This is a genomic window from Marinobacter shunpengi, assembly GCF_045449715.1.
GTDB lineage: Bacteria > Pseudomonadota > Gammaproteobacteria > Pseudomonadales > Oleiphilaceae > Marinobacter.
On record NZ_JBJJLA010000025.1, the window covers coordinates 21,018 to 44,720 of the forward strand.

A 23,703-nucleotide genomic window follows, 5' to 3' on the forward strand; every position below is an offset into this window, starting at 1 on the left:
GGCCACACACGCTTTTCAGCGACCAGCAACGTTAGTCATCGTTGCCTTTTGGGGTATCAGGTAAAGCCTGGTACCCCTTTTTTCTGGCTGGCGTTCAGCTTCCCCACCGACTATTTCGCGGCAACTTCGGGCTTGCCAAGGGTAGCGACGGCCATGGCCGCCACCAGGTTGACGGCGATGCTGCCCACAATGGCCAGCGTGTAGTCCTGGCTCAGGTCATAGGCGTACCCCGCTGCCGTCGGACCCACCAGGGTGCCCAGGGCAACGCTGGTGTAGAGCACACCGATGATGCCGCTGACGTGGCGGCCACCGAAATAATCCATCACCAGTGCCGGCATCAGGGCGACGAAACCACCGTAGAAGGTGCCGAACGTCAGCCCGAAGATCGCCAGCGGCACCAGGCTGACGGAGACCGCCCAGATCACCAGGGTCGCCGCCATGCCGGCAAAGGCCAGGATCAGCGCGGTACGGCGTCCGATCAGGTCGGCCACATTGCCCAGCAGGAAACGCCCGATGGTACTGCCGACTCCCACCATGCCCAGCAAAAAGGCGCCTTCGCCCGCGCTCATGCCCTGGTCCGTGGCAAAGGGCACCAGGTGGACAAAGGGTACGAACAGGCCGAAGGAGGCAATCAACCCGGCAAAGTACAGGGTCAGGAAGGGGCGGCTGCGTATCGCCTGTTTCAGCTCGATGCCCTCGGAAACGCCGGACGGGGCGGGCTGAAGCGGTGGGCCGCCATCCGGCCCCAGGCCGCGGCTGCGGGGATCATTCACGATCAGCAGGGCCATGCTGATGCCCAGCACGGCAGAGAGAACGCCGAGGGAAATGTAGGCGCTGCGCCAGCCCAGGGTGCCAATCAGCAGGGCCGCCAGCAGGGGCATGATCAGGGTGCCGAAGCCGATCCCGCTCACTGCCAGACCGGAGGCAAAACCCCGACGGCGCGCGAACCAGCGCTGCACGGTGCCCACCGATGGCACGTAGGCGAAGCCCACCCCGAGACCGACACCCAGGCCATAGGCCAGGTAGACCTGGAGCAGACTCTGGGCGAAACCGGCCAGCACCAGGCCGCTCGCCACCAGCACCATCCCGATGATGGCCATCGGCCGGGAGCCAAACCGGTCAGCCAGGGGCCCGGTGACCACACCAAGGCCGAAATAGAGGAATCCCGCCAACGAGAACACCAGCGACACGGCCCCGCGGGACGCATTGAACTCCTGCTGCAGGGCATCCACGAAGGCGCTGAAGCTGTAGGCGGCACCGAAGCCCACAAAGGTCACGGCAAAGGCGGCGGCCACCACGTACCAGCCATAGAACAGGGGCTGACGGCCTGGGGTATCGTTATGCAGGGGCCGGGTGGTGCGGCGGGTATTGTCGGGATAGGTCATGACCGGGTCATCCTGATGAGTAGGTTACTGTTGTTTTTATAGGCTTATCTTCGTCCGCGCTTACGGATTGTGCAACCCCGCTTCCTGCTCTTGCCTGAAACAGGCCATTGACAGCGATCTCCGAATAGATGATAGTCATCATATGATGGTCGTAATCAAATGGAGAAAACGTCATGAATGCTGAAAGAACCGCCACTGAACAACCGACACCCCGGACCGGAAGTGGTCATCAGGCCGATGAGGTTTTCCAGGCCTTGATGACGCCGCAGCGGGTTCCGGCCACCGGGGAGGAACAGGCGCTGCTGGCCGGAGCGGTCAGCTTACGGGTACGGCACGGCGACAACAGACTGGCGGTCTGGCAATGGGGGCATGAAGGCCCCAGGGTCCTGCTGGTTCACGGCTGGAACAGCCGGGCGAGTCATCTGGGCCACTATATCCAGACCCTGCTGGCAGCGGGTTACCAGGTATTGGCGTTCGACGGGACCGGCCACGGGGAGTCCGAAGGCGGTCGCTCCAATGTGGTGGACCTGGGACAGGCGGTGCTCCGCGTCGTGGAAACTGCCGGTCCGGTGGAGGCGGCAATCGGGCATTCCATGGGGTCGCCGGCACTGCTGTACGCCTTTGCCCATGGTCTTGAGGTTCGCGCCAGCATTCATGTTGCCGGCCCCAGCTCCCTCAGAGGGGTGCTGTACCGGACCGCCGCTATGGCCGGGCTGGATACGGAGCAGCGGGATCGTCTGATTACCCTCATGGAAGCGGAAACCGGCATGTCAGTGGAAGAGATGGAGCTGACCCGGCTGGCCCAAGGGTTTCGTCACCCGGCGTTGATTGTCCATGACGCGGACGACCGCGAAGTGCCCGTCCAGGAAAGCCAGCAGCTTCACGCCGCCTGGACCGGGGCGACCTTGCACGTCGTTTCCGGACTGGGGCATCGTCGGGTGATCAGCGATCGCGCGGTGATTGAGCTTGGTCTGGAACTCCTGGGGCGGTACCTGCCGATCAGTCGGACCGTGGCAGAGGAGGTCGGATCATGAACGCATAACCCTGGCGGACTCCGCTACTCTGCTGATCGTTGCCTGCGTCCTGCAGGCGCTGGGTACCTGTGCCGGTTTTGTCACGGCGCGGGCCCTTATCCGGTATGTTCTCTTTGTCATCCACGTCCTATAGGATATGAGTCAGCACGTTCTCCCCGTGGTGCAACAACAGGATAGCCTGCCAGGAAGGCCCACCACCATTACCTCCGGTTACACCAACAAAGGATCCGTGAATGTCTGACGATACCTATACTCCCCCGAAAGTCTGGAAATGGGAACAGCAGGACGGCGGCAAGTTCACCAGCGTTAATCGCCCCATCGCCGGTCCTACCCATGACAAGGAACTGCCGGTTGGCAAGCATCCGATCCAGCTGTACTCCCTGGCCACGCCCAACGGCGCCAAGGTGACCATCCTGCTGGAGGAACTGCTGGAGAAGGGCATCAGGGAAGCGGAATACGACGCCTGGCTGGTGAAGATCATGGATGGCGACCAGTTTGGCAGCGGCTTCGTGGAGGTGAACCCCAACTCCAAGATCCCGGCCATGGTGGACCACAGCCAGGATCCGCCCCTGCGGCTGTTCGAATCCGGCTCCATGATGCTGTACCTGGCCGAAAAGTTCGGCGCCTTCCTGCCGAAGGACATCGCCGGGCGTACGGAGACCCTGAACTGGCTGTTCTGGCAGATGGGCAGCGCCCCGTTCCTGGGGGGTGGTTTCGGGCACTTCTATGCCTACGCCCCGGAGAAATTCCAGTATCCCATCGACCGTTACACCATGGAGGTGAAGCGCCAACTGGACGTACTGGACCGGCAACTGGCCAACAATCGGTATGTGGCCGGGGATGAATACACCATCGCCGATATGGCAATCTGGCCCTGGTACGGCCAACTGGTGACCGGCACCATCTACGATGCCCAGGAATTCATCGAGGCCCATACCTACACCAACGTGATCCGCTGGAGCAAGGAGCTTCAGCAGCGCCCGGGCCTGAAGCGCGGCCAGATGGTCAACCGGGTCTGGGGCGATCCCGCCGGTCAGCTACCTGAGCGCCATGATGCCAGCGACTTTGAGCTGAAGACCCAGGACAAGCTCGATACAGCGGAATAGCCCGTCGGGCAGGTCCCATCGCCGGATGGAGCAGGGTTCCGCTCCGTCCGGTGCTACTATCGCAGGCCCGTGATACTCGGTCACTGCTTTTGCGCACAGTCCTCAATCACCAGTGAACCCCTCTCGAACCGGATCTTGACGGGCTCCGGGGCGAACGGTTCGATATGCGCCGGAACCTCCTCCCGGGCAAACGTCGCTCGAAGGTATTCGTATACCTGTGGTTCTACGATCGGCCCCTCGTAAAAGTAGGCGGGGCCCTCTTTTTGAAAGGCCAGAACCGAGTATTCGCCGTTATAACGAGCAGGGATGGCTTCGGCGTTTTCAGAGGATATCGGGAAGATGGAGATGAAATCAGCCTGATCATCGGCTTCGAATTCATTCAGATAGTACGACCAGTCTCCGTAAGTTTCCTGAGGGGTTTGCTCGTCCGGCGCGATAACAATCATTACCGGCTGCCCTTCCTGCCAGGTTTTTTCAACATCGGCGAACCCTTCCGCCAATGCACTCATTGGACTGAACCATGGTAATACGGCGAGCGCCGCCACCAGTTGCATGAACTTTTTCATTGTCGGAACCATCATTTTTTCAACAGAATCGGCTGGTTGCGGGAAATCGAGAGTTGGTTAAAAGCAAACTTGAAGTCGTAGTCGTCGCTATCGGGATTAACCCGTTTGTCAAAGTGGGGTGTGTCCGGGCGACTGAAATTGCCTCCCCAGCGCAATCCGTGTTTGGTCATGGCATCAATAAACTGAGTTGCCGCCTGTGTTTCATTACCATTCCTGAAATCGCTGGAGGTATTCCAGGAGCCACCGTCGACAATATTGCAGTCAATGGCATGCCCGATAAGATGTTGGGATTTTGTTGCCGGTGGCACCACGGCACCTGACACAGCATTTCCGTTTACCCGAAAAGCCTGATTGAGGAATAGTTTGACTGAGAGTGTGCCAGCGGTCTGATCAGCAAACTTAAGCGATTCCAGGAATCCCAGCGATATAACGATCTCTCCCTGCTGAACCGCTTTGTGGGAAAGAACGCGGAAACCTGATGATAGTTCGATGTTTGCAAAATCGGCCGCTTGAACTCGAATGAGATCACCGGTTGTTCTGAAATCGCTCTTCAGCCAACGCGATATCTCCTCACAGAGCAAGGGATTCAGAGAGGAGGAAAGTGATCCATTGAACCGATGGGTATCCTGTACTACAGATTGGTTGGCGACACGCTGGGAATGACTCTTTGCATTCCAGGAAAACATCCGGAGGCTGCGCCCGGTCTTGGGGCCAAATTCGCCATCGATATTACCGGAGTATGTTCCCAGTTCCGCCAGATCGGTTTGCAGCCTTGCGACGTGATTACCGGCTGATGTGCGCCGGGCCCCGCCCCATCGTCGATCCGAATCAGAATCTCCAGAGGTAAGGTTATAACCGCCATAACGGTGTAGCTGCGCCATTTGCACTCCTTGTCTGTTAGTGAGTCATTCCGTTGACAATTGCACGTTAAACATACTTGAAATCGCCATGGGAAACTATTGCGGGGAGTTCAGGTTTGTGGGCCCTTTGGAAAACCTGAAGACACGCGTGTTCTGCACTGACAATACGGTCCGTAAAATTAGGTTTAACGGACCGTACTGAGTGGCTTCACCTGTTGGCTGGCTTTCGTCGGTCTTCGACGATATGGCCATAACGGGTGAGATCGTTTTCATGGGCCGCATCCCGCCAGGGCTCTTCCAGGGCCAGCCTCTCCCATTCCTCCATGCCGGGCAATGACAGCATCCGTTGCAGGTATTGCTGACAGTTCTCGGGGGCCTTGAGCTGATAACCCCGGAACCGGAACACCACCGGCGCGAAGAAGGCATCCACGCCCGTGAACCTGTCGCCCGCCAGGAAGGGGCCGCCGAAGCTGGCCAGCCCCTGTTGCCACAGGGCAATGACCCGTTCGATGTCCCGTTCCAGTGGCTCGGGCATCCTGTTGAGGTGCACGGTGACACCGACATTCATGGTGCAGATGTCCCTCAGGGCGGCGAACCCCGAATGCATCTCGGCACAGGCGCTGCGTGCCCAGGCCCGGGCGTCGCTGTCTTCAGGCCAGACCCCGGCGTGGTCTTCCGCCAGGGTTTCCAGGATGGCCAGGGAATCCCAGGCCATCCGGCTGCCGTCCACCAGCATGGGCACCTTGCCGTTGCCGCCAAGGCCTCGATACTCCTGCCAGGCTTCCTGCTGGCCAAACGGAATCAGGTGTTCGTGAAAGTCCAGGCCCAGTTCCCGCATCATGAGCCAGGGCCGCAGGGACCAGGATGAGTAGTTCCGGTTGGCGATGTACAGGGTTTTCATTGTCGTGCCCCTTGTCGGGTCATGGGCGCCAGAAGGGCTTGTGGGCCTCGCGGCACAGGGTGCCCCGGGGGACTCCGATGTCCTTTTCCACCAGCGCCTGGTCCATGTCGCGCAGGCGGATCCTGAGGGCGGCCCGATAGCGGCTCCGTTGCCACCATTGGTGGAGTGTGGCGTTCAGTTTCTGGTGAAGTGTCATGGTCATGCTTCCCTCCCAATGGACGTCCGGGTTAAGGTGGAAGCCGGCTTCAGTGCCACATTAGGCGACGGTCGGGAGTCCGGTCCATCAGTATTTCGGCAACGGAGCGTTCGTAAATCATGAACATGAATAATCTCAAGCTCGACCGGCTACGGTCGTTCGTACTGGTGGCGGAGGAAGGCAACCTGACCCGGGCCGCACGGCGCCGGCACACCACCCCATCGGCGGTCAGTGAGCACTTGCGGCAACTGGAGGAAACCCTGCTGGTGACGCTGTTCGAACGCACCCGTCAGGGCATGACACTGACCCGGGAAGGCGAATTGCTGCTGCCACCGGCCCGCAAGGCTCTGGCGGGCGTCCGGGAAATGGCCGAGCTGGCGGGCCAGCTTGGACAGGCGCGACCGGTGTCGCTATCCCTGGGCATCAATGCCCCGCCGGAAAAGCTGGGAGTGGACCGGCTGATCCGCCAGTGCGCCAGCGACCTGCCGGAGATTTCCCTGGAGTTGCGCACCAGCACCTCAAACACGATCGTTCACCAGGTACTCCATGGCGAAATGGATTGCGGTTTCGTCTATGGAGACTGGTCGGACCGACGACTGTCACTGGCACCACTGATGGATATCGAGGTCTGTGTGGTGGCGCCGGCCAGCGTAGCCGCCGATGCCTTTCCGGACGCCGCTGACGACATTGCCAACCTGCCCTGGATCTGGCCGTCGGATACCTGCCCTTTCCACGGACTGCTACAGAAGCTGCTGGCCAAGGGCGGATCTGGTGGACGCCGGGTGGCCACGTCGGAGGACGAACACACCGCGCTGGCCATGGTGTCCGCCGGGCTTGGCTACGGGGTGGTAGAAGGGGCGCTGGCCCGTGACTGGCAGGCCCGTGGTCAGGTCACGGTGCTGGAGCGCCCCATGTTCCGGTCGCGGCTGAGTTTCTGCACGCTGGCCAACCAGCATGGGGCGGGTTCGCCGGTTGATCGGCTGGGGCGGCTGGTCCGGGAACAGGTGTTTGCGGTGGATCGCCAGGGCGTTTAGAGAGGTTCGGTTCCTGGCGGCAGTTCCAGGTGAATCACCCGTCGCGCATCCAGGTCAACGGGGGGCTGGTAAACCTCGGAATAGTGCTTGCGCACCAGTTGGCGGATCAGCCCCGCCGATTCCGCCCGACGTAGCGCGGTGTTCAGGGTCCGGTACAGTTCCTGGCGCTCTGGAGAGACATAGAGGATATGGTCCTTGCGGTAGACCAGGACAAGGTTCTCCTCCACCGCCAGTTCCGGGTATTCGGGCCATTCCTCGGCGATTTCGTTGGCGCCCCGGGGCAAGTAGTCGACGCCCCGGTTGCCGGCGGCGACCATGCGGAACAGGCGCTTCCAGTCTCCGCCCAGGCCGGTGACCGGCAGATCGTTATGTTCCCATATCTGGTAATCCAGCCAGGTCTTGCCCATGCCGGCGGTGAGCTGGCGCTCCCGGATATCGTCCAGGTTTTCGATACCGTCGTACCGGTCCTGCTCGCCCTGGGGGATAAACAGGATACGCTGGCCGATCAGGTTGTTGGTCATGCCTACCTCAATGGGCAGGAAGCGACGGTCCCGGCTTGCCGTCTGACCCAGCATCATCACGCTGATATCGCCTTGCTTCAGCATCCATTCCAGGCGATTGTTGGGCATGTTGGGCGCCTGCTCCACGGTGACCTGGTAACCTTCCTGCTCCAGTACCCGGGTGAGCAGGTCCGACAGGTAGTCGAAATCGTTCAGGTCGCCCAGGGTCAGAACCACGGAGGGGGCGGCATGGGTCGGTCCCCAGGCCAGCACCAGCAGGAATGTGAACAGGGTCGGCCAGCAGCGGGCACGACGGCTATGGTAAACAGGAGACTTCACAACACACCTATGTTTACGCGCCGGAGGCGAATCGACACATGCTAGGTCAGTTGCCGTCAGCGTACAAGTGAGTGCTTCCTTACGGGCTTATGCACCAGGGCCGGTTGTTGTAATCGATGGTTTTCAGGGATGATGTACGGGGCTCCGCCAGGCCGCCGCAGATGCCGGGTTGGCGGAACGACGGTGTCCGTAAGGGAGCATGTCCTTGTCGAGAGCTGCGCTGATTTTCTGGCTGTTGCTGATCCTGGTCATGGTGGCCGTGGACTACTATCGGGCCTGGCAGTATATCCCACCGGAATGGAATCCCTGGGCCCGGGTTGAACTGGATCATCCCATGACACCGATTACCCGCCTGAAACTCACCGGTCTCCGGGACGACCAGCAACAATGCACGGAGTTGCTGGCCACCGCCCCGGACGCCTGGCTGGATCATTTACCGCTGGAGGACTATACCCCGGTGGAATCCTGCCCGCTTACCAATGTGGTTCGGGTCAGCCGAACCAGTGTCGAACTCAGCTCCACCTTTACCGCCACCTGCCCATTGGTGGCGGCGTGGGTGATGTTCGAGCAGCAGCACCTCCAGCCCCTGGCCCGGCAACACCTGGGCAGCCCGGTGGCACAACTGGACCACTACGGGACCTTTGCCTGTCGCAATATCTACCATCGCGAGAACGCGCGGCGCAGCGAGCATGCCCGTGCCGCCGCCCTGGATGTAGCGGCCTTCCGCCTGGCGGACGGTCGGCGTATTTCTGTGCTGGACGACTGGGACAATGAGCAGGAACCGGCCCGGAGCAAGTTCCTCAAGGACGTTCACCAGGCAGCCTGCAACTACTTCGGTACGGTGCTGGGACCGGACTACAACCAGCCCCACGAAAACCACTTCCACCTGGATACCAGCCGGTTCGGGATCTGCCGTTAAGGCGTTATTCAGAGACTCCTTAAGCAGACGGGATAGCAGACCCGAAGACAAAGCTGTCCATGGACAGCACGCCGTGTTCGATGCCGCCTTCAATCAGCGTTGCGGCTGCGCCTTCGCCGGCCGCTCCCGCCGCCACCAGCAGTGGCAGGAAATGCTCGCTGGTGGGATGAGCCCGGCTGGCATGGGGGGCCTCCCTGAGGGTGTTGAGCAGGCGCCGGTGATCCCGGGTCAGCACGACGTGGCGTACCCAGTGACTGAAATCGCGGGCATAGTCCGCTCCCCGTTCCCTGCCCCAGTTCACCTCATGGAGATTGTGGGTCAGGCTGCCGGAGCCGACGATCAGCACGTCGGCGTCCTGCAGGGGGGCCAGGTCCCGGCCCAGTTGCCAGGCCGAACGGCTATCCAGGTCTATCGGCAGGGATACCTGGAACACCGGCACCGAGGCATCCGGGTACAGGTAACGCATGGGCACCCAGGCGCCGTGGTCCAGCCCTCGCTCCGGCTCAGGGGCCGGTTGCCAGCCGGCCTCCTCCAGGTGTTCCAGTGCCTGTCGGGCCAGGTCCGGATGTCCCGGGGCCGGATATTGCAGGTCATACAGCGCCTTCTCGAAGCCCCGGAAATCATGGATGGTGGCGGGCGCTGGCGAGAGACCCACCTGCAGGTCCCGGGTCATCCAGTGAGGCGACACCACCAGCACGGCAGCCGGCCGGGGCAGTTGCCGGCCCAGCCGGGTGAGGGCCGGGCCCGCCAGGCCCGGCTCCAGTGCAAAGGTGGGGGCGCCATGGGAAATGAACAGACTCATACCTCTAGCCTCCTCCCGTGGGTGTGATCAGGCTCGGGCCAGCAGACGGTCCACCGAGGCCCGGCCAGCACCACTGAACAGCAGCGAAACCGAGACCGCCAGCAGGGCCAGGCCGAATTCGTAGCCGTTGTTGCTCATGAACAGGCCGTTACCGATATGCACGCTGAAGATCGCGATAAGCATGGCGAAGGCCAGTACGGCAGCTGCGGGACGCACCAGCAGGCCGACAATGAGTGCAAGGCCACCGAAGAATTCCGCGGCCCCGGCCAGCAGGGCCATGACGATGCCCGGGCCCAGGCCGATGGAATCCATCCATTGGCCGGTGCCTTCCAGCCCGTAGCCACCAAACCAGCCAAACAGTTTCTGGGCGCCGTGGGCCACAAAGATAATGCCTACGGGAATGCGCAGGGCGAGTGCACCCCAGCCAGCGTTGGTGGACAGCAGTTTGTTGATGAGTGCGTTGTTCATAATCAGGTCTCCCAGGTGTGTGTGAATATGGGAGTAGATTATCGGTATCGATATTCGGGATAAATAAGCCTATATTGAATTAATTGTTCCTGATAATGAGATAATCGACCATGGACCGATTGCTGGAAATGCAGACCTTCTGCACCGTAGTGGAGGCGGGTAGCTTTGTGGCCGCGTCCGAACACCTTGGGGTTTCCAAGGCGGCGGCGTCTCGCTATGTCAGTGAGCTGGAATCCCGGCTGGGGGTCAGGTTGCTGCACAGGACCACCCGACGGTTGTCCCTGACGTCGGAAGGCGAGGTGTTCTATATCCGTTGCCGTGAGCTGCTGGCGTCGGTGGAGGAGGCGGAAGCGGAGGTCACCTCCCGGGGGGATGTGGCCAGGGGCATGCTGCGCATCAACGTGCCGGTCAGTTTCGGGATCAGTCATCTGGCGCCCCTGTGGGGACAGTTTCACGAACGCTTTCCCGAGGTGGAACTGACCATCGACCTCTCGGACCGCACCGTGGATGTGGTGGAGGAGGGCTACGACCTGTCCGTTCGGATAGGCAGGCTACGGAATTCCACCCTGGTCAGCCGGCGCATTGCCACCACCCACCTGAAACCCTGTGCCTCGCCGGACTACCTCCGGCGCCACGGCGAACCGACCCACCCCCGGGAGCTGGCGGACCATCGGGTTATTGCCTACAGCTACTTCACCGGCGGTAACGACTGGCCCTTCAGCGGACCGGAGGGCGAGGTCAGTGTCCGCACCCGCCCCTGGATGGTCGCCAGCAACGGGGAAACCTGCGTCGCCACGGCCCTGGCGGGCCAGGGCATTGTGCTGCAACCGGGGTTCCTGGTGAACGAGGCGCTGGAGGCCGGCACCCTGGTGGAGCTGATGCCGGACTATCCGTCCACGGAGCTGGGGGTGTACGCCGTCTATCCGACCCGCAAGTTCGTCACCCCCAAGGTGCGGGCGCTGGTGGACTTCCTGGTGTCTGCCTTCCCTGACTCCCTGTAATGCGGGCTGCCGTTACTCCCGCGGACTCCCGGCCTCCGGCTTTGTGGTGGTCCCTGACCGTTTCAGCAACGGGCGCTTGCTGTCGGCGTTGAGGATGATCAGGGCGAGGACTCCCGCCACCATGCCCCAGAACGCCGATCCCACATCAAACAGGGTCACGCCCGAGGCGGTCACCAGGAAAGTGATCAGGGCCGGTTCCCGGTGGGATTCTTCACGCAGCGCCGTCACCAGGCTGTTGGCGATGGTATTGAGCAGGGCAAGACCGGCAATGGCGAAGATGAATTCTTTCGGAAAGGCCGCGAACACCGCACCCACGGTGGCGCCAAACAGGCCCACCAGCAGGTAGAAAAAGCCGGCCGCCATGGCCGCAACGTAGCGCTTGCCGGGATCTTCGTGGGCCTCCCGGCCGATGCAGATGGCGGCGGTGATGGTCGCCAGGTTGATCGCGAAGCCGCCCAGGGGCGCCAGCAACACGGTGGCGGTGCCGGTCCAGCCAATCAACGGCGATGCCGGCGCGTTATAGCCCGACGCCCGCAGTACTGTGAGCCCGGGCAGGTTCTGGGAGGCCATGGTTACCACGAACAGGGGCAGAGCCACGCCGATCAGGGCGTCCAGGGTAAAGGTGGGTGTCACCCAGACGGGGGTTGCCACTGTCAGTTCCACCGCCGCGAAATCCACGGAGCCCTGCACCAGGCCGATGGTCGCACCCAGCACCAGTGGCACCAGGATGGCGTAGCGGGGGATCAGTCGCCGGGCCAGCAGGTACGAGGCGAACATGGCGAACACCAGCCCGAACGACGAATTCAGCGAGGCAAAGGCATCCAGCCCGAACTGCAGCAGGATGCCCGCAAGCATGCCGGCGGCAATGGACAGGGGGATGCGGTTCATAACCCGTTCGAACCAGCCGGAGAAGCCGGATACGGCCATCAGCAGCCCCGACACGATAAAGGCACCAATGGCTTCCGACATGGAAGTGCCGGAGGCTCCGGTAATCAGCATGGCGGCGCCGGAGGTGGACCAGGCGGTGGCAATGGGCATGCGGTAGCGCAGGGACAGACCAATGCTGGTCACCGCCATGCCGATACCAAGGGCCAGCAACCAGGAGCCGACCTCTTCCGGTGAGGCGCCCAGGGCCCGGGCGGCCTGGAAGATGATCACCGCTGAGCTGGTGTAACCCACCAGCACTGTGACAAAACCCGCGTTGATGGCGGACAGAGACAGATCCTTGAGAAACTTCATGACAGATTCCATGGGTTCATGGGGCCGTTCACCCCGATGTGTCGGCCCCGATGTATGATCAGGTTCGTTTGCGCCGCCGTTCGGAGACCGGTTCGCCAGCGACGCCCCAGTTGTCCATATCGACCTCATCAATCACCACGAATGTGGCCGAAGGCGGTTTTTCCAGGACCTCAAACAGTAGCTGTGTGGTTCCCTCAATCAGCCGGGCTTTCTGCTCCCGGGTGACGCCGGTGTCGGTAACGCGGATATTAACGAATGGCATGGGTGTCTCTCCTTGGATCGGTGCCCCGCCAATCCTGCGGGGCGCTGGATTCAGGCGGCCTGGTGAGCCTGTTCCTGTTCCACGGCTTTTACAAACGAGGGGTGTTGCGCGAGGTCGGTTAACAGGCGCTGGACGTTCTCTCCGACCGGGATATCCACCGGAAACAATTCGCCCCAACTGGCGTACACCGTGAGCATCATATCCACGACGGTCGGTTGCGCGCCACAGACAAAGGGCGAAGTGGCCAGGGTGCGGTCCACGGTTTGCCACAGGTCGCTGATCATCCGGGCAGCCTGTTCCAGGGCCGCCAGGCGGGTTGGTTCGTGGTCGATGTGCTGGCTGATGAAAAACAGCCTGCCGTAGGCCGGGTGCAGGGTGGCGTTGGCGAACATCAGTTGCTGGGTGAAACGGGCCCGGTCTGCACCGGGGCATGGCAGCATGGCATGCGCATGCTTCTCCAGCAGGTAGAGTACGATGGCCGCGCCTTCCCGCAACACCAGGTCGTTGTCCACCAGCACCGGCACCTGGCCGGTGGGGTTGAGTCTGGCGAAGTCCGGCGACGGGTTGCGATGGACCAGTTGAACGTCTGCGCCCAACTCGATCAGCAGGGCATGAATGGCGCGCGAGCAGGCGCCGGGCAGGTAGTAAAGTGTGTACATGTAGGGCTCCTTCCGTTGATGATGTCACTGGGGCAACCAGTGTTAGAGGAGCATAGATCCAGTGGTTACCAAAAGATACCTGGTTTCTTTAAGTTATATGATTCTCCGGTTACCGCCTGGTAACCAGGTGATCTATAGTTACCCATTGTCGAAAGTCGATCGTCTGGGGGATACCATGGTGATCGGCGCGCAGAAGGAGACGCTGGACCATGCTGCCAAGGCGTAAGAACCCCGTGGAAGAACCACCGGAGCAATGCCCGCTGAATGAATGCCTGAGTATCATCGGCGGAGCCTGGACCCCCAATATCATCTGGTACCTGAGTGAGCGTCCCCGGCGATTCAGCGAACTGAAGGATGATATTCCCGGCATTTCCGCCAAGATGCTGACCGCCCGCTTGAAAAAGCTGGAGGCCGACGGCGTGGTGGAAAGGCGGGTGGAACCCACCTCACCCCCCAGCGTGGAGTACCGGTTGACGGAACTGGGCGGTGAACTCAAGCCGGCCATCGATGCCATTGTCAGCGTCGGACACAGACTGAAGGAGTTAAATGGCTGACGCCGACAGCAAAGAACCGTCGTTTAACCCAACTGGAGGTTGTCGTGGCGTATCCGCCAACAGAAGACTCCTATCGCTGCCTGGGAAAGGGATATTCCAATGAAACCTCAACACATTGCCATCATCGGTGCCGGCACTGCCGGGCTTGCCTCCGCCACCCTGCTTGCCCGGCAGGGCCATCACATCACACTGTTTGAACGAGCGGAATCCCTTGCGCCGGTGGGTGCCGGGTTACTGTTGCAGCCCGCCGGGCTGGATGCCATGGCGGAGCTGGGGTGCCTGGCGACGATCCGGCAATATGGCCAGCGGGTTGATGCCCTGTACGGCTGCACCACCGATGGGCGGGCCATCATGGATGTGGCCTACCGGGATCTGGGCCAGGGGGAGCAGGTAGCCGGCCTGGGGGTGCATCGTGCCGCCCTGTGCCATGTGCTGGATGAGGCACTGGCGGACCTGCCCCATGAGCGCCGGTTCGGCTGTGAAGTACTCTCACTGGGTGACGCGGCCACCGGCACCATGGTGGCCTTCCGGCAGCAGGATCAGACCAGCCAGGAACGTTTCGACGGCGTGCTGGTAGCCAACGGCAGTGCCAGTACCCTGCGCCCGCGATCCCTGGTCCGCTATAACCGCCAGTATCCCTGGGGAGCCATGTGGCTGATCCGCCCGCTGACCGATGGTCTGGCGACCTTTTCGAAGCCGCTGCTGCAACAGCGTTACCAGGGCGCTCACCGCATGCTGGGCATGCTGCCTACGGGCAAGGTTCCCGGCAATGGCAGCCAACCCATGGTCAGCTTTTTCTGGAGCCTGCCGGTGGCTGACATGGCTTCCTGGCAGGAAGATGACTTTCCCCTGACCCACTGGAAGCGGGAAGTCACGGACCTGTGGCCGGAGCTGGGCCCGTTGGTGGAAAGCATCGGTTCCGCCAGTGACCTGGTGCCCGCCACGTATCGCGACGTGGTCCTGGATCACTGGGGCGAGGGGCGGATCGGGGTCATCGGCGATGCCGCCCATGCCATGAGCCCGCAACTGGGCCAGGGGGCCAACATGGCCCTGCTGGACGCCGTGGCCATGGCCCGGGCCCTGGCCGACTGTCGTCGCTGGGAGGAGGTGTGGCCGCATTATGCCAACCAGCGCCGGGGTGCCATCCGTTTCTATCAGCGCATGAGTTGGTGGCTGACGCCGCTGTTCCAGTCCAACCTCAAGGGTGCCGCCGGTCTGCGGGACCTGACACTGCCCCTCTCCCGCAAGGTGCCCTGGCTGCGCAGGCAGATGGCGGAAACCGTTGCGGGTCGAAAGCAGAAGTGGTTGTAGTTCGTAACGGTCGGGGGCGATCAGGGTGAGGTAGTGGCTGACGCGGCCCGGTCAGAGACCGCTACCGTGACGGCCGGATCAAACACCAGCCGCAGATGTGTGCGATACGCATGCACCTGTTCAATCAGCGCCTTATTGTCGTCCAGCACTCTCGCCAGCACGATGCCTCCCTCCAGGCAGGAGCTGAACATATCGGCCAGGGCCTCAATGGAAACCGGAACCCGGGCCGGATAGCGCCCGGCGATGATGGTCAGCCGGTCGAGCACCATGGTTCGCCATTCCATCAACCCGTCCTTCATGCGCTGGCGGACAATGTCGTCAAACTGCTGCATTTCGTAGGTGAAGGCCGCCACCAGACACCCGGGGTGGGTGGAAGTCATTCCGCCGACCATCTCCGCCAGCAGGTTGAGGAAGATCAGCAGTCGCTGTAGTGGGTCCTCACTGAGGCTGTCGGCGCGTTCAAGCAGTTCACCGAAGACCTGCCGGTCCTGCTCCAGGTAGCGTTCCACCAGCGCTTCCGCCAGGGCACTCTTACCGTTGAAGTGATAGAAGAAACCGCCCTTGGTAATGGCCGCCTTCTCAAGGATGTCCTCAATGGAGGTGCCCACATAACCCTTCTGGAGAATCAGCGACTCTGCGGTGGCCAGAATCCGTTCACGGCTGCTGTTGGTGCGTGTAGCCATCCTTAACTGTACCTCCGGTCCAGTAAAAGACCCTGTTCTGACACCGATCGTCATACTTCCGGGGCTAATGAACCTAATCCACTGATTATAAATCAGAAAAATAATGAAAAAGTCCGTACTCCCGGTCCACTGCTTTCCGGCGCGGGCCTCCCTAGACTGTCTGTTGTCCGGCCGGATATTTCGAATTGCAACATTGTGCAAATAGTAAACGATTAGCGCGGGGAAGGGGAATGTATCCACACCGGTTACGCCCCCGGGCGGTACCCCACGTCATGGCAAATGGCCAAGGAGTGAAACGAAATGACTGCGAAATACCGAAACAACCTGCCGCAACTGGACAACCGGATCTTCCTGCTGGACGGCGGACTGGAATCCACGCTGATCTTTCTGGACGGTGTGGAACTGCCCCTGTTTGCCGCCTTTGACCTGTTGTCCACCAGGGAGGGCGAACAGAAGCTGGAGGCGTACTTCGAGCCCTATGTGGACATTGCCCGCAAGTCCCGGCGTGGGCTGATCCTGGAGACGCCCACCTGGCGGGCCAGCAAGGCCTGGGGGCAACAGCTTGGCTACAGCGAGGCGGAACTGGCGGACGCCAACCGCCGGGCCGTGGCCTTGATGGAACGCATCCGTGAGCGCCATGAGACCCCGGAAACGCCCATGGTAATCAGTGGCTGCATCGGGCCGAAGGGCGATGGCTACACCCCGTCCGGAGAGCTGACTATCGAGGAGGCCCGGGCCTACCATCAGTCCCAGATCGATACCTTCAGGGACACCGCCGCCGACCTGGTGGCCGCACTGACCCTGAACACGGTTGAAGAGGCCATCGGTATCGTCCAGGCGGCGGTGTCCGCCGGCATGCCTTCCGTGGTGTCATTCACCACGGAAACCGATGGCCGGCTGCCAAGTGGTGTCAGTCTGGGGGAGGCCATCCGCACCGTGGACGAGGTAACGGACGCTGCGCCAGCCTACTACATGATCAACTGTGCTCATCCCGAGCACTTCAGCCAGGGACTGGAGCCCGGCGCCGACTGGACCCGCCGCATCCGGGGGCTGCGTGCCAATGCCAGCCGCAAGAGTCATCAGGAGCTGGATAACAGTACGGAACTGGACGACGGCAACCCGGCGGAACTGGGAGAGCTGTACGCGTCGTTGCGTGAACGCTTTGATCACCTGACCCTGCTGGGAGGATGCTGCGGTACCGATGTCCGCCACATCCAGGCAATTGACACCTGTTGCCGACACTGACGGCCGCCCGGTAGAAAGAAAACCCTCGTTCAGCCGCTGCGAGCGAGGGTTTCTACATTGCGGGGGAGGCTACTGAACGTTGTCTCCGCCCTCACCAATCACCAGGGACTCCGACGCATACTCACCTCCACCCAATGCCCGGTACAGGGTGATCCGGTTCGCCAGCCGCAGCAGTTTGGTGTCCACTAGGGCCTGGCGGGCGCTGAGCAGTTCCCGCTGGGCATCCAGTACTGCCAGGTAATCGTCAGCACCGCCTTCATAGCGGGCCTGGGCCAGGGTCAGCGAACGCTCGGTGGCCTGCACCAGGCTGGCCTGGGCTTCCACCTGCTCCGCCAGGTAGGCGCGGGCGGCCAGGGCATCGGCCACCTCCTGGAAGGCGGTCTGGATGGCCTGCTCGTAGCGGACCACGGCCTTGTCCCGGCGGATCTCCGCCACATCCAGGCTGTCCTGCAGCCGTCCGGCGGTGAAGATCGGCAGGTTGATACTGGGGGCGAAGGACCAGGTGCCGGAGCCACCCTCGAACAGCCCGGACAGGTCGGCGCTGGCGGTGCCGGCGGACCCGGTCAGGGTGATGCTCGGGTAGAAGGCCGCCCGGGCCGCGCCGATGTTGGCGTTGGCGGCCCGTAGGTTGAACTCCGCCTGGCGGATGTCCGGCCGCTGCAGCAGCACGGAGGAGTCCAGCCCCGCCGGCACACCGGCCAGCAGCGCCACCGCCGGGTCGATCACGTTCCCTTCCGGTGTCTGCGGTACCGGCCCACTCACCAGCACCGACAGGGCATTGCGATCCTGTTCCACCTGGCGACGCAATTGTGCCCGGTTGGCCCGGGCGGTTTCCAGGGCGATCTCGGCCTGGCGGACATCCAGTTCCGCCGCCAGCCCGGCGTCGAAGCGCTGGCGGACCAGGTCCACCGAGGCCTGCTGGGCCGCCACCGTGTCCTCACTGATGCGGAGCTTCTGGCCATCGGCCAGCAGCGTCAGATAGGCGTTGGCCACTTCGGACACCAGGGTGATCCGGGCACTGCGGCGGGCGGCCTCGGTAGCCAGGTAGCTCTGCAGGGCGGATTCCTCCAGGCTGCGGACGCGTCCGAACAGGTCCAGCTCGTAGGCGGCCACGCCCAGGCCCACGCTGTACTGACTGGTGATGGTGCTGTCACCGGTGCCGCTCAGGTCCGCCGGCAAACGCTGGCGGGTACCATCGGCGCTGACGCCGATTTCCGGGAACAGGGCGGCACCCTCGATGCCGTATTGCGCCCGGGCTTCGGCCACATCCAGCATGGCCAGTTCCAGGTCACGGTTATTGGCCAGGGCGGTGTGGATCAGGGCCCGTAGCTGCGGGTCCGGGAACAGGGTTTCCCAGCCCGGCAGGACCACCGTATCCACATCCTGGTTGCCGTCGCCCACCGCTTGCGGCACCGGGGCGTCCGGTGTCTGGTAATCGGGAATCATGCTGCAGCCGCCGAGGGTCAGGGCCACGGCCAGCGCGGGTATCAGGGCCTTCATGACGGATTCTCCTGTAATTCCAGGACCTGATGGTCGTCGTTGGTGTCGTCCCGGTGACCGTGCAGGGGCACGCCGGAGATCCGGCGTACCAGCACATAGAACAGCGGGATGAAGAAGATGGCCAGTACGGTGGCCGCCACCACGCCACCGAACACGCCGGTGCCGATGGCGTGACGGGCGCCGGACCCGGCCCCGGAGCTGAGCATCAGCGGGGTAACGCCGAGGCCGAAGGCCAGAGAGGTCATCAGGATCGGGCGCAGCCGCATGCGGGTGGCTTCCAGGGTGGCCTGAAGCAGGCTACGGCCTTTCTTCTCCAGATCCTGGGCGAATTCCGCGATCAGGATCGCGTTCTTGGACGACAGGCCGATGGTGGTCAACAGACCCACCTGGAAGAACACGTCGTTGTTCAGGCCCCGGAGATTGGCGGCCAGCACGGCGCCGATAATGCCCAGGGGCACCACCAGCATCACCGAGAACGGAATCGACCAGCTTTCATAGAGGGCGGCCAGGCACAGGAACACCACCAGCAGCGACAGGGCATAGAGGAGTGGCGCCTGGTCGCCGGACTGGATCTCCTGGTAGGACAGACCGGTCCACTCGAAGCCGAATCCGCCGGGCAGTTCCGCGGCCAGTTCCTCCATGGCGGCCATGGCGTCCCCGGTGCTGAAGCCGGCGGCGGCATTGCCCTGGATGTTTATGGACGAGACGCCGTTATAACGCTGCAACTGCTGGGCGCCGTAGGTCCACTCGCCGGTGGCGAAGCTGGAGAAGGGCACCATCTCGCCATCGCCGTTGCGCACGTACCAGTTGTCGATATCCTCCGGCAGCATGCGGAAGGGAGCGTCCGCCTGGACATAGACCCGCTTGATGCGGCCCCGGTCGGCAAAGTCGTTGACGTAGCTGGAGCCCCAGGCCACCGACAGGGTGGTGTTGATATCCGCCAGGGAGACGCCCATGGCGCGGGCCTTCTGGCGGTCCACATCCAGACGGTACTGGGGTGCGTCCGGCAGGCCGTTGTAGCGCACCTGGGTCAGGGCGGGGTTCTGGTTGGCCTGGCCCAGCAACTGGTTGCTGGCGTCCACCAGGGCCTGGTGACCCTGGCCGCCCTGGTCCTGGAGCTGGAAGTTGAAGCCGCTGGCCACGCCCAGGGCCGGGATGGCTGGCGGGTTGAGGGCGAAGATCACCGCCTCACGCACCTGGGAGAAGGCCCCCATGGCACGGCCGATGACGGCATTTACCCCGTCCTGCTCCAGATCCCGTTCGCTCCAGTCCTTCAGCCGCACGAAGGCGAGGCCGGAGTTCTGGCCCTGGCCGGCAAAGCTGAAGCCGGCCACGGTAAAGACGGATTCCACCGCCTGGGACTCCTCTTCCAGGAAGTAGTGTTCCACCTTGTCCAGCACCTCCAGGGTTTGCCCCTGGGTGGAACCCACCGGCAGTTGCACCTGGGTCAGCAGGATGCCCTGGTCCTCTTCCGGGAGGAAGGCGGATGGCAGGCGCATGAAGCTGAAGGCCAGTACGCCGACAATCACCACATAGAGGAAGCTGTAGCGCCCCCAGCGGCCGATGATCTTGCCCACACGACCCTGGTAACGGTTGGCGGCACTGTCGAAGCTGCGGTTGAACCAGCCGAAGAAGCCGCCCTTGGTGTTGTGGTCGCCCTTGTGGGGCTTGAGCATGGTGGCGCACAGGGCCGGTGTCAGGATCAGAGCCACCAGCACCGACAGCACCATGGCGGACACAATGGTGATGGAGAACTGGCGGTAGATGGCGCCGGTGGAGCCCGGGAAGAACGCCATGGGTACGAACACCGCCGACAGCACCAGGGCGATACCCACCAGCGCGCCGGTAATCTGGCCCATGGACTTGCGGGTGGCCTCGACCGGGCCCAGGCCCTCTTCCGCCATCACCCGTTCGACGTTTTCCACCACCACGATGGCGTCGTCCACCAGCAACCCGATCGCCAGTACCATGCCGAACATGGTCAGGGTGTTCACCGAGAAGCCGAAGGCGTAGAGCACCCCGAAGGTGCCCAGCAGCACGACCGGCACCGCGATGGTGGGGATCAGGGTGGCGCGGAAGTTCTGCAGGAACAGGTACATCACCAGGAACACCAGGGCGATGCCCTCGAACAGGGTCTTCACCACCTCCATAATGGAGATTTCCACGAACGGCGTGGTGTCGTAGGGATAGGACACTTCCAGGCTGTCCGGGAAGTATTCGCTGAGTTCCCCGATACGCTCCCTGACCTGCTCGGCTGTGTCCAGAGCATTGGCGCCGGAGGCCAGGTTGATGCCGATGCCGGCGGAGGCCTTGCCGTTGTAGCTGCCAACGATGTTATAGGACTCCGAACCCAGCTCAATCCGGGCAACGTCCGCCAGGCGAACCCGGGAGCCGTCTGCGGTGACCTTGAGCAGGATCTCGCCGAATTCCTCGGGGGTTTCCAGCAGCGTCTGCACCACGATGGAGGCGTTCATCTGCTGGTCTTCCACCGAGGGCGCACCGCCCAACTGGCCGCCGGCCACCTGGTTGTTCTGCACCTCGATGGCGCCGGTCACGTCCGCGGGAGTCAGGTTGTATTGGTTGAGTTTGTTAGGGTCCAGCCACACGCGCATGGCGTACTGGGCGCCGAATAGCTGGACCTGGCCCACACCCTGGGTGCGGGAGATGGGGTCCTGCACATTGGCGGCGACATAGTCGGCAATGTCCGACTGGCTCAGGCTGTCGTCGCTGGAGGTGAAGGCCACCACCATCAGGAAGCTGTCCGACGACTTGGTGACCTGCACACCCTGCTGTTGCACCACCTGGGGCAGGCGCGGGGTAGCAAGCTGCAGTTTGTTCTGTACCTGCACCTGGGCGATGTCCGGGTCGGTGCCGCCAGCGAAGGTCAGGGTGATCTGGACATTGCCGGAAGAATCACTGGTGGAGGACATGTACAGCAGGTTGTCGATGCCGTTCATTTCCTGCTCGATGACCTGGGTTACCGAGTCCTCCACCGCCTCGGAGGAGGCACCGGGGTAGTTGGCGGAGATGGTCACCTCCGGCGGCGCTACCGTGGGATACTGCTCCACCGGCAGGTTGGTAATGGCCAGGGCCCCCGCCAGCATCATGATGATGGCGATCACCCAGGCAAAGATGGGGCGGTCGATAAAGAAGCGTGCCATGGTGTCAGCCCTGTGCGTTGTCGGTTGCGGCGGTGGTTGCCCCGTCGTTCACATCCACCGGCGTGACCGGGCTGCCGACCTGGACTTTCTGCAGGCCATCAACGATCAGGCGATCACCGGCCCTGAGGCCGTCGCTGATCAGCCACTGGTTCCCGACCGCTTTCTCGGTGGTGACGTTGCGCTTCTCCACGGTGCTGTCCTCGTTAATCACCAGGGCGGTGGCCTGGCCGCTGGGTTCCCGGGAGATGCCTTTCTGGGGCACCAGGATGGCGTTGTCACGCTCCGCCTGGGGCAGGCGGGCACGGACGAACATGCCCGGCAGCAGGGCACCGTCCGGGTTGGGCACCAGGGCCCGCAGGGTGACCGAGCCGGTGGCCTCGCCCACGGCGAACTCCGAGAACTGCAGGGTGCCCTCGTGGGGGTAGACGGTGCCGTCCTGCTGCGCCAGAGTCACCGATGCCTTGCCCTCGCCCACGGTTTCCAGCTGGCCGCTGGCCATGGCCGATCGCAGGCGGCTCAGTTCCTCGTAGGACTGGGTCAGGTCCACATAGATCGGGTCAAGCTGGCGGATGGTGGCCAGGGCCGTGGTCTGGTTGGCGGTGACCAGGGCACCGGCGGTGACCGTCGAGCGACCGATGCGCCCATCAATGGGGGCGCGGATGGTGGTGTAGTCCAGGTCGATACGGGCGCTTTCCACGGCGGCCTCGGCGGCGGCCACCTGGGCGTTGCCGGCGCTGAGGGTGGTGCGGGCCTCGTCCAGGGTCTGCTGGCTGATGGCGCCGTTGCCGATCAGGGATTCATAGCGGTTGGCGGTAAGGCGTGCCTTGTCCCGGTTGGCGCGGGCGTTGGCCAGTTCCGCCTGGGCACTGGCCAGGGCGGCCTGGTAACGCTTGGCATCAATCCGGTACAGGGCCTGACCCGCTTCCACGGTTTCCCCTTCCTCGAACAGGCGTTCCTCGATCAGGCCAGTGACCTGGGGGCGGACTTCGGCCACCTGATAGGGTGAGGTGCGACCGGGCAATTCATTGACCAGGATAAAGGGCTTTTCTTCGACGGTGATAAAGCCGGCCTGGGGCGGTGGTTGCTGACCGGCGGCCTGGGCGGAACCGGTTTGCTGCTGGCCACAGGCGGACAGCAGAGCAGAAGCAATCAGCAACAGGAGCAGGGATTGCGTAGAATGGCGCATGGGTAGTGACCTCTATCCAATAAAAAGGCGCCGGGGTCCATGGCGGGGCTCCCCGGCGCACAAGGCACAACAACGTATAACGGTAAACACGATGATACATACATTCATGAATGTATGTATAGTGACATTTACTGCCCTTACGCGTTATTTACAGGAGCACCCATGGCCAGACGCACCAAAGAAGACGCCCAGAAAACCCGGGAGCAGCTGATTGAAGCGGCTGAGGTGGTGTTCTATCGCAAGGGTGTGTCGCGCACGTCACTCAATGACATTGCGGCGGAGGCGGGTGTCACGCGGGGGGCCATCTACTGGCACTTCAAGAACAAGCACGATGTGTTCGAAGCGATGATGGACCGGCAGAAGCTGCCGCTGGAAATGCTCAAGGCACTGATGGAAGATCCGGACGAGAGCGATCCCCTGGGCCGGTTCCGGGAGTTCCTGCTCTACCTGACCCAGGAGATCGCCCGCGACCCCCGACGGCACAGGGTGTTCGAGATCATGTTCCTGAAGAGTGAACTCACCGAAGAGAACGAACCCCTGGGCAGCCGCCGCCGGGAGAACTTCCGGGAAGCCTCCGAGCGTATGGCCATGGTACTTCGCAATGCCATCGAGCGTGGCCAGCTACCCGGGAACCTGGACGTGGACCGGGCGGTGGTGCACCTGCACGTGCAGCTCACCGGCCTGATCTACACCTGGCTGCTGATTCCGGAAACCTTTGATATGGAGAACGAGTCGGAACAGGTGATTGATGCCTACTTCTACTCCCTGCAGAACTGTTTCGGGAAGGAGTAG

Annotated in this window: 24 protein-coding genes; 9 read left to right on the top strand and 15 right to left on the bottom strand. The window is 62.6% G+C overall.

The window, feature by feature from the left end; translation table 11 throughout:
• Positions 1-110 precede the first annotated feature (110 nt).
• Positions 111-1,385, bottom strand: a complete 1,275-nt coding sequence (locus tag ACJO3T_RS17515) for an MCT family MFS transporter (RefSeq protein WP_406979305.1) — start codon at positions 1,383-1,385, stop codon at positions 111-113.
• Between the two features lie 173 nt (positions 1,386-1,558).
• Between ACJO3T_RS17515 and ACJO3T_RS17520 the strand changes: the two genes are divergently transcribed.
• Positions 1,559-2,419, top strand: a complete 861-nt coding sequence (locus ACJO3T_RS17520) for an alpha/beta fold hydrolase (protein WP_406979306.1) — start codon at positions 1,559-1,561, stop codon at positions 2,417-2,419.
• Between the two features lie 233 nt (positions 2,420-2,652).
• The gene (gene yghU, locus ACJO3T_RS17525; protein WP_406964971.1) at positions 2,653-3,525 is read left to right on the top strand and encodes a glutathione-dependent disulfide-bond oxidoreductase; all 873 of its coding nucleotides are present in this window, start codon (positions 2,653-2,655) and stop codon (positions 3,523-3,525) included.
• Positions 3,526-3,605: 80 nt separating this feature from the next.
• Here yghU and ACJO3T_RS17530 read toward each other — a convergent pair whose 3' ends face one another.
• From ACJO3T_RS17530 to ACJO3T_RS17545, 4 genes are all read right to left on the bottom strand, one after another.
• Complete coding sequence (locus tag ACJO3T_RS17530; protein ID WP_406979307.1) at positions 3,606-4,091, bottom strand: hypothetical protein; 486 nt, start codon at positions 4,089-4,091, stop codon at positions 3,606-3,608.
• Between the two features lie 11 nt (positions 4,092-4,102).
• Complete coding sequence (locus ACJO3T_RS17535; RefSeq protein ID WP_406979309.1) at positions 4,103-4,972, bottom strand: M15 family metallopeptidase; 870 nt, start codon at positions 4,970-4,972, stop codon at positions 4,103-4,105.
• Between the two features lie 187 nt (positions 4,973-5,159).
• Positions 5,160-5,852 carry a glutathione S-transferase family protein gene (locus ACJO3T_RS17540; protein WP_406979311.1) on the bottom strand — a complete coding sequence of 231 codons (693 nt, stop codon included), beginning with the start codon at positions 5,850-5,852 and terminating at the stop codon, positions 5,160-5,162.
• A 19-nt stretch (positions 5,853-5,871) separates the two neighbouring features.
• Complete coding sequence (locus tag ACJO3T_RS17545; RefSeq protein WP_406964976.1) at positions 5,872-6,054, bottom strand: DUF1127 domain-containing protein; 183 nt, start codon at positions 6,052-6,054, stop codon at positions 5,872-5,874.
• 113 nt (positions 6,055-6,167) lie between these two features.
• Here ACJO3T_RS17545 and ACJO3T_RS17550 point away from each other — a divergent pair, with 113 nt between their 5' ends.
• Positions 6,168-7,082: a LysR family transcriptional regulator gene (locus tag ACJO3T_RS17550; protein ID WP_406964978.1), complete on the top strand. Its 915-nt coding sequence runs from the start codon at positions 6,168-6,170 to the stop codon at positions 7,080-7,082.
• Here the strand turns inward: ACJO3T_RS17550 and ACJO3T_RS17555 are convergent.
• Positions 7,079-7,921, bottom strand: coding sequence for a transporter substrate-binding domain-containing protein (locus ACJO3T_RS17555; protein WP_406964979.1), 843 nt, complete (start codon positions 7,919-7,921; stop codon positions 7,079-7,081). The genes ACJO3T_RS17550 and ACJO3T_RS17555 overlap by 4 nt on opposite strands.
• Before the next feature lie 205 nt (positions 7,922-8,126).
• Here ACJO3T_RS17555 and ACJO3T_RS17560 point away from each other — a divergent pair, with 205 nt between their 5' ends.
• Complete coding sequence (locus ACJO3T_RS17560; RefSeq protein WP_406979313.1) at positions 8,127-8,840, top strand: extensin-like domain-containing protein; 714 nt, start codon at positions 8,127-8,129, stop codon at positions 8,838-8,840.
• A 19-nt stretch (positions 8,841-8,859) separates the two neighbouring features.
• Here ACJO3T_RS17560 and ACJO3T_RS17565 read toward each other — a convergent pair whose 3' ends face one another.
• The gene (locus ACJO3T_RS17565; RefSeq protein WP_406979314.1) at positions 8,860-9,642 is read right to left on the bottom strand and encodes a dioxygenase family protein; all 783 of its coding nucleotides are present in this window, start codon (positions 9,640-9,642) and stop codon (positions 8,860-8,862) included.
• A 27-nt stretch (positions 9,643-9,669) separates the two neighbouring features.
• Positions 9,670-10,110: a DoxX family protein gene (locus tag ACJO3T_RS17570; RefSeq protein WP_406979315.1), complete on the bottom strand. Its 441-nt coding sequence runs from the start codon at positions 10,108-10,110 to the stop codon at positions 9,670-9,672.
• Positions 10,111-10,220: 110 nt separating this feature from the next.
• Here ACJO3T_RS17570 and ACJO3T_RS17575 point away from each other — a divergent pair, with 110 nt between their 5' ends.
• Positions 10,221-11,111, top strand: a complete 891-nt coding sequence (locus ACJO3T_RS17575) for a LysR family transcriptional regulator (protein ID WP_406964985.1) — start codon at positions 10,221-10,223, stop codon at positions 11,109-11,111.
• Positions 11,112-11,123: 12 nt separating this feature from the next.
• Here the strand turns inward: ACJO3T_RS17575 and ACJO3T_RS17580 are convergent, their stop codons facing one another.
• Genes ACJO3T_RS17580 through ACJO3T_RS17590 form a run of 3 tightly spaced genes read right to left on the bottom strand, consistent with a single transcriptional unit; the run spans position 11,124 to position 13,271 of the window.
• A complete protein-coding gene (locus ACJO3T_RS17580; RefSeq protein ID WP_406979317.1) occupies positions 11,124-12,350 on the bottom strand; it encodes a benzoate/H(+) symporter BenE family transporter in 1,227 nt (408 codons plus the stop codon).
• A 58-nt stretch (positions 12,351-12,408) separates the two neighbouring features.
• Positions 12,409-12,612 (bottom strand): tautomerase family protein, encoded by a 204-nt coding sequence (locus ACJO3T_RS17585; protein WP_406964987.1) that lies wholly within the window; start codon positions 12,610-12,612, stop codon positions 12,409-12,411.
• Between the two features lie 50 nt (positions 12,613-12,662).
• On the bottom strand, positions 12,663-13,271 hold the full coding sequence (locus tag ACJO3T_RS17590) for a glutathione S-transferase family protein (protein ID WP_406964988.1): 609 nt from the start codon (positions 13,269-13,271) through the stop codon (positions 12,663-12,665).
• Between the two features lie 209 nt (positions 13,272-13,480).
• Here ACJO3T_RS17590 and ACJO3T_RS17595 point away from each other — a divergent pair, with 209 nt between their 5' ends.
• Positions 13,481-13,825, top strand: a complete 345-nt coding sequence (locus ACJO3T_RS17595) for a winged helix-turn-helix transcriptional regulator (protein WP_406964990.1) — start codon at positions 13,481-13,483, stop codon at positions 13,823-13,825.
• A gap of 99 nt (positions 13,826-13,924) precedes the next feature.
• A complete protein-coding gene (locus tag ACJO3T_RS17600; RefSeq protein WP_406979318.1) occupies positions 13,925-15,136 on the top strand; it encodes an FAD-dependent oxidoreductase in 1,212 nt (403 codons plus the stop codon).
• Positions 15,137-15,156: 20 nt separating this feature from the next.
• Here ACJO3T_RS17600 and ACJO3T_RS17605 read toward each other — a convergent pair whose 3' ends face one another.
• A complete protein-coding gene (locus ACJO3T_RS17605) occupies positions 15,157-15,819 on the bottom strand; it encodes a TetR/AcrR family transcriptional regulator (protein ID WP_406964992.1) in 663 nt (220 codons plus the stop codon).
• A 300-nt stretch (positions 15,820-16,119) separates the two neighbouring features.
• Between ACJO3T_RS17605 and ACJO3T_RS17610 the strand changes: the two genes are divergently transcribed.
• Positions 16,120-17,064, top strand: coding sequence for a homocysteine S-methyltransferase family protein (locus ACJO3T_RS17610; RefSeq protein ID WP_406979319.1), 945 nt, complete (start codon positions 16,120-16,122; stop codon positions 17,062-17,064).
• 69 nt (positions 17,065-17,133) lie between these two features.
• Here ACJO3T_RS17610 and ACJO3T_RS17615 read toward each other — a convergent pair whose 3' ends face one another.
• The 3 genes from ACJO3T_RS17615 to ACJO3T_RS17625 are packed head-to-tail and all read right to left on the bottom strand — an operon-like array spanning position 17,134 to position 22,911.
• Positions 17,134-18,564: an efflux transporter outer membrane subunit gene (locus tag ACJO3T_RS17615; protein ID WP_406979321.1), complete on the bottom strand. Its 1,431-nt coding sequence runs from the start codon at positions 18,562-18,564 to the stop codon at positions 17,134-17,136.
• Positions 18,561-21,725, bottom strand: coding sequence for an efflux RND transporter permease subunit (locus tag ACJO3T_RS17620; RefSeq protein WP_406979323.1), 3,165 nt, complete (start codon positions 21,723-21,725; stop codon positions 18,561-18,563). Before ACJO3T_RS17620 ends, ACJO3T_RS17615 begins: the two co-directional genes overlap by 4 nt.
• A 4-nt stretch (positions 21,726-21,729) precedes the next feature.
• Complete coding sequence (locus ACJO3T_RS17625; protein WP_406964996.1) at positions 21,730-22,911, bottom strand: efflux RND transporter periplasmic adaptor subunit; 1,182 nt, start codon at positions 22,909-22,911, stop codon at positions 21,730-21,732.
• Positions 22,912-23,073: 162 nt separating this feature from the next.
• Here ACJO3T_RS17625 and ACJO3T_RS17630 point away from each other — a divergent pair, with 162 nt between their 5' ends.
• A complete protein-coding gene (locus ACJO3T_RS17630) occupies positions 23,074-23,703 on the top strand; it encodes a TetR family transcriptional regulator (RefSeq protein ID WP_406964997.1) in 630 nt (209 codons plus the stop codon).

Coding starts and splice junctions, on each gene's coding strand:
- ACJO3T_RS17515 (WP_406979305.1), bottom strand. CDS start 1,385: ATGACCTATCCCGACAATACCCGCCGCACCACCCGGCCCCTGCATAAC.
- ACJO3T_RS17520 (WP_406979306.1), top strand. CDS start 1,559: ATGAATGCTGAAAGAACCGCCACTGAACAACCGACACCCCGGACCGGA.
- yghU (WP_406964971.1), top strand. CDS start 2,653: ATGTCTGACGATACCTATACTCCCCCGAAAGTCTGGAAATGGGAACAG.
- ACJO3T_RS17530 (WP_406979307.1), bottom strand. CDS start 4,091: ATGAAAAAGTTCATGCAACTGGTGGCGGCGCTCGCCGTATTACCATGG.
- ACJO3T_RS17535 (WP_406979309.1), bottom strand. CDS start 4,972: ATGGCGCAGCTACACCGTTATGGCGGTTATAACCTTACCTCTGGAGAT.
- ACJO3T_RS17540 (WP_406979311.1), bottom strand. CDS start 5,852: ATGAAAACCCTGTACATCGCCAACCGGAACTACTCATCCTGGTCCCTG.
- ACJO3T_RS17545 (WP_406964976.1), bottom strand. CDS start 6,054: ATGACCATGACACTTCACCAGAAACTGAACGCCACACTCCACCAATGG.
- ACJO3T_RS17550 (WP_406964978.1), top strand. CDS start 6,168: ATGAACATGAATAATCTCAAGCTCGACCGGCTACGGTCGTTCGTACTG.
- ACJO3T_RS17565 (WP_406979314.1), bottom strand. CDS start 9,642: ATGAGTCTGTTCATTTCCCATGGCGCCCCCACCTTTGCACTGGAGCCG.
- ACJO3T_RS17570 (WP_406979315.1), bottom strand. CDS start 10,110: ATGAACAACGCACTCATCAACAAACTGCTGTCCACCAACGCTGGCTGG.
- ACJO3T_RS17575 (WP_406964985.1), top strand. CDS start 10,221: ATGGACCGATTGCTGGAAATGCAGACCTTCTGCACCGTAGTGGAGGCG.
- ACJO3T_RS17580 (WP_406979317.1), bottom strand. CDS start 12,350: ATGAAGTTTCTCAAGGATCTGTCTCTGTCCGCCATCAACGCGGGTTTT.
- ACJO3T_RS17585 (WP_406964987.1), bottom strand. CDS start 12,612: ATGCCATTCGTTAATATCCGCGTTACCGACACCGGCGTCACCCGGGAG.
- ACJO3T_RS17590 (WP_406964988.1), bottom strand. CDS start 13,271: ATGTACACACTTTACTACCTGCCCGGCGCCTGCTCGCGCGCCATTCAT.
- ACJO3T_RS17595 (WP_406964990.1), top strand. CDS start 13,481: ATGCTGCCAAGGCGTAAGAACCCCGTGGAAGAACCACCGGAGCAATGC.
- ACJO3T_RS17600 (WP_406979318.1), top strand. CDS start 13,925: ATGAAACCTCAACACATTGCCATCATCGGTGCCGGCACTGCCGGGCTT.
- ACJO3T_RS17605 (WP_406964992.1), bottom strand. CDS start 15,819: ATGGCTACACGCACCAACAGCAGCCGTGAACGGATTCTGGCCACCGCA.
- ACJO3T_RS17610 (WP_406979319.1), top strand. CDS start 16,120: ATGACTGCGAAATACCGAAACAACCTGCCGCAACTGGACAACCGGATC.
- ACJO3T_RS17615 (WP_406979321.1), bottom strand. CDS start 18,564: ATGAAGGCCCTGATACCCGCGCTGGCCGTGGCCCTGACCCTCGGCGGC.
- ACJO3T_RS17620 (WP_406979323.1), bottom strand. CDS start 21,725: ATGGCACGCTTCTTTATCGACCGCCCCATCTTTGCCTGGGTGATCGCC.
- ACJO3T_RS17625 (WP_406964996.1), bottom strand. CDS start 22,911: ATGCGCCATTCTACGCAATCCCTGCTCCTGTTGCTGATTGCTTCTGCT.
- ACJO3T_RS17630 (WP_406964997.1), top strand. CDS start 23,074: ATGGCCAGACGCACCAAAGAAGACGCCCAGAAAACCCGGGAGCAGCTG.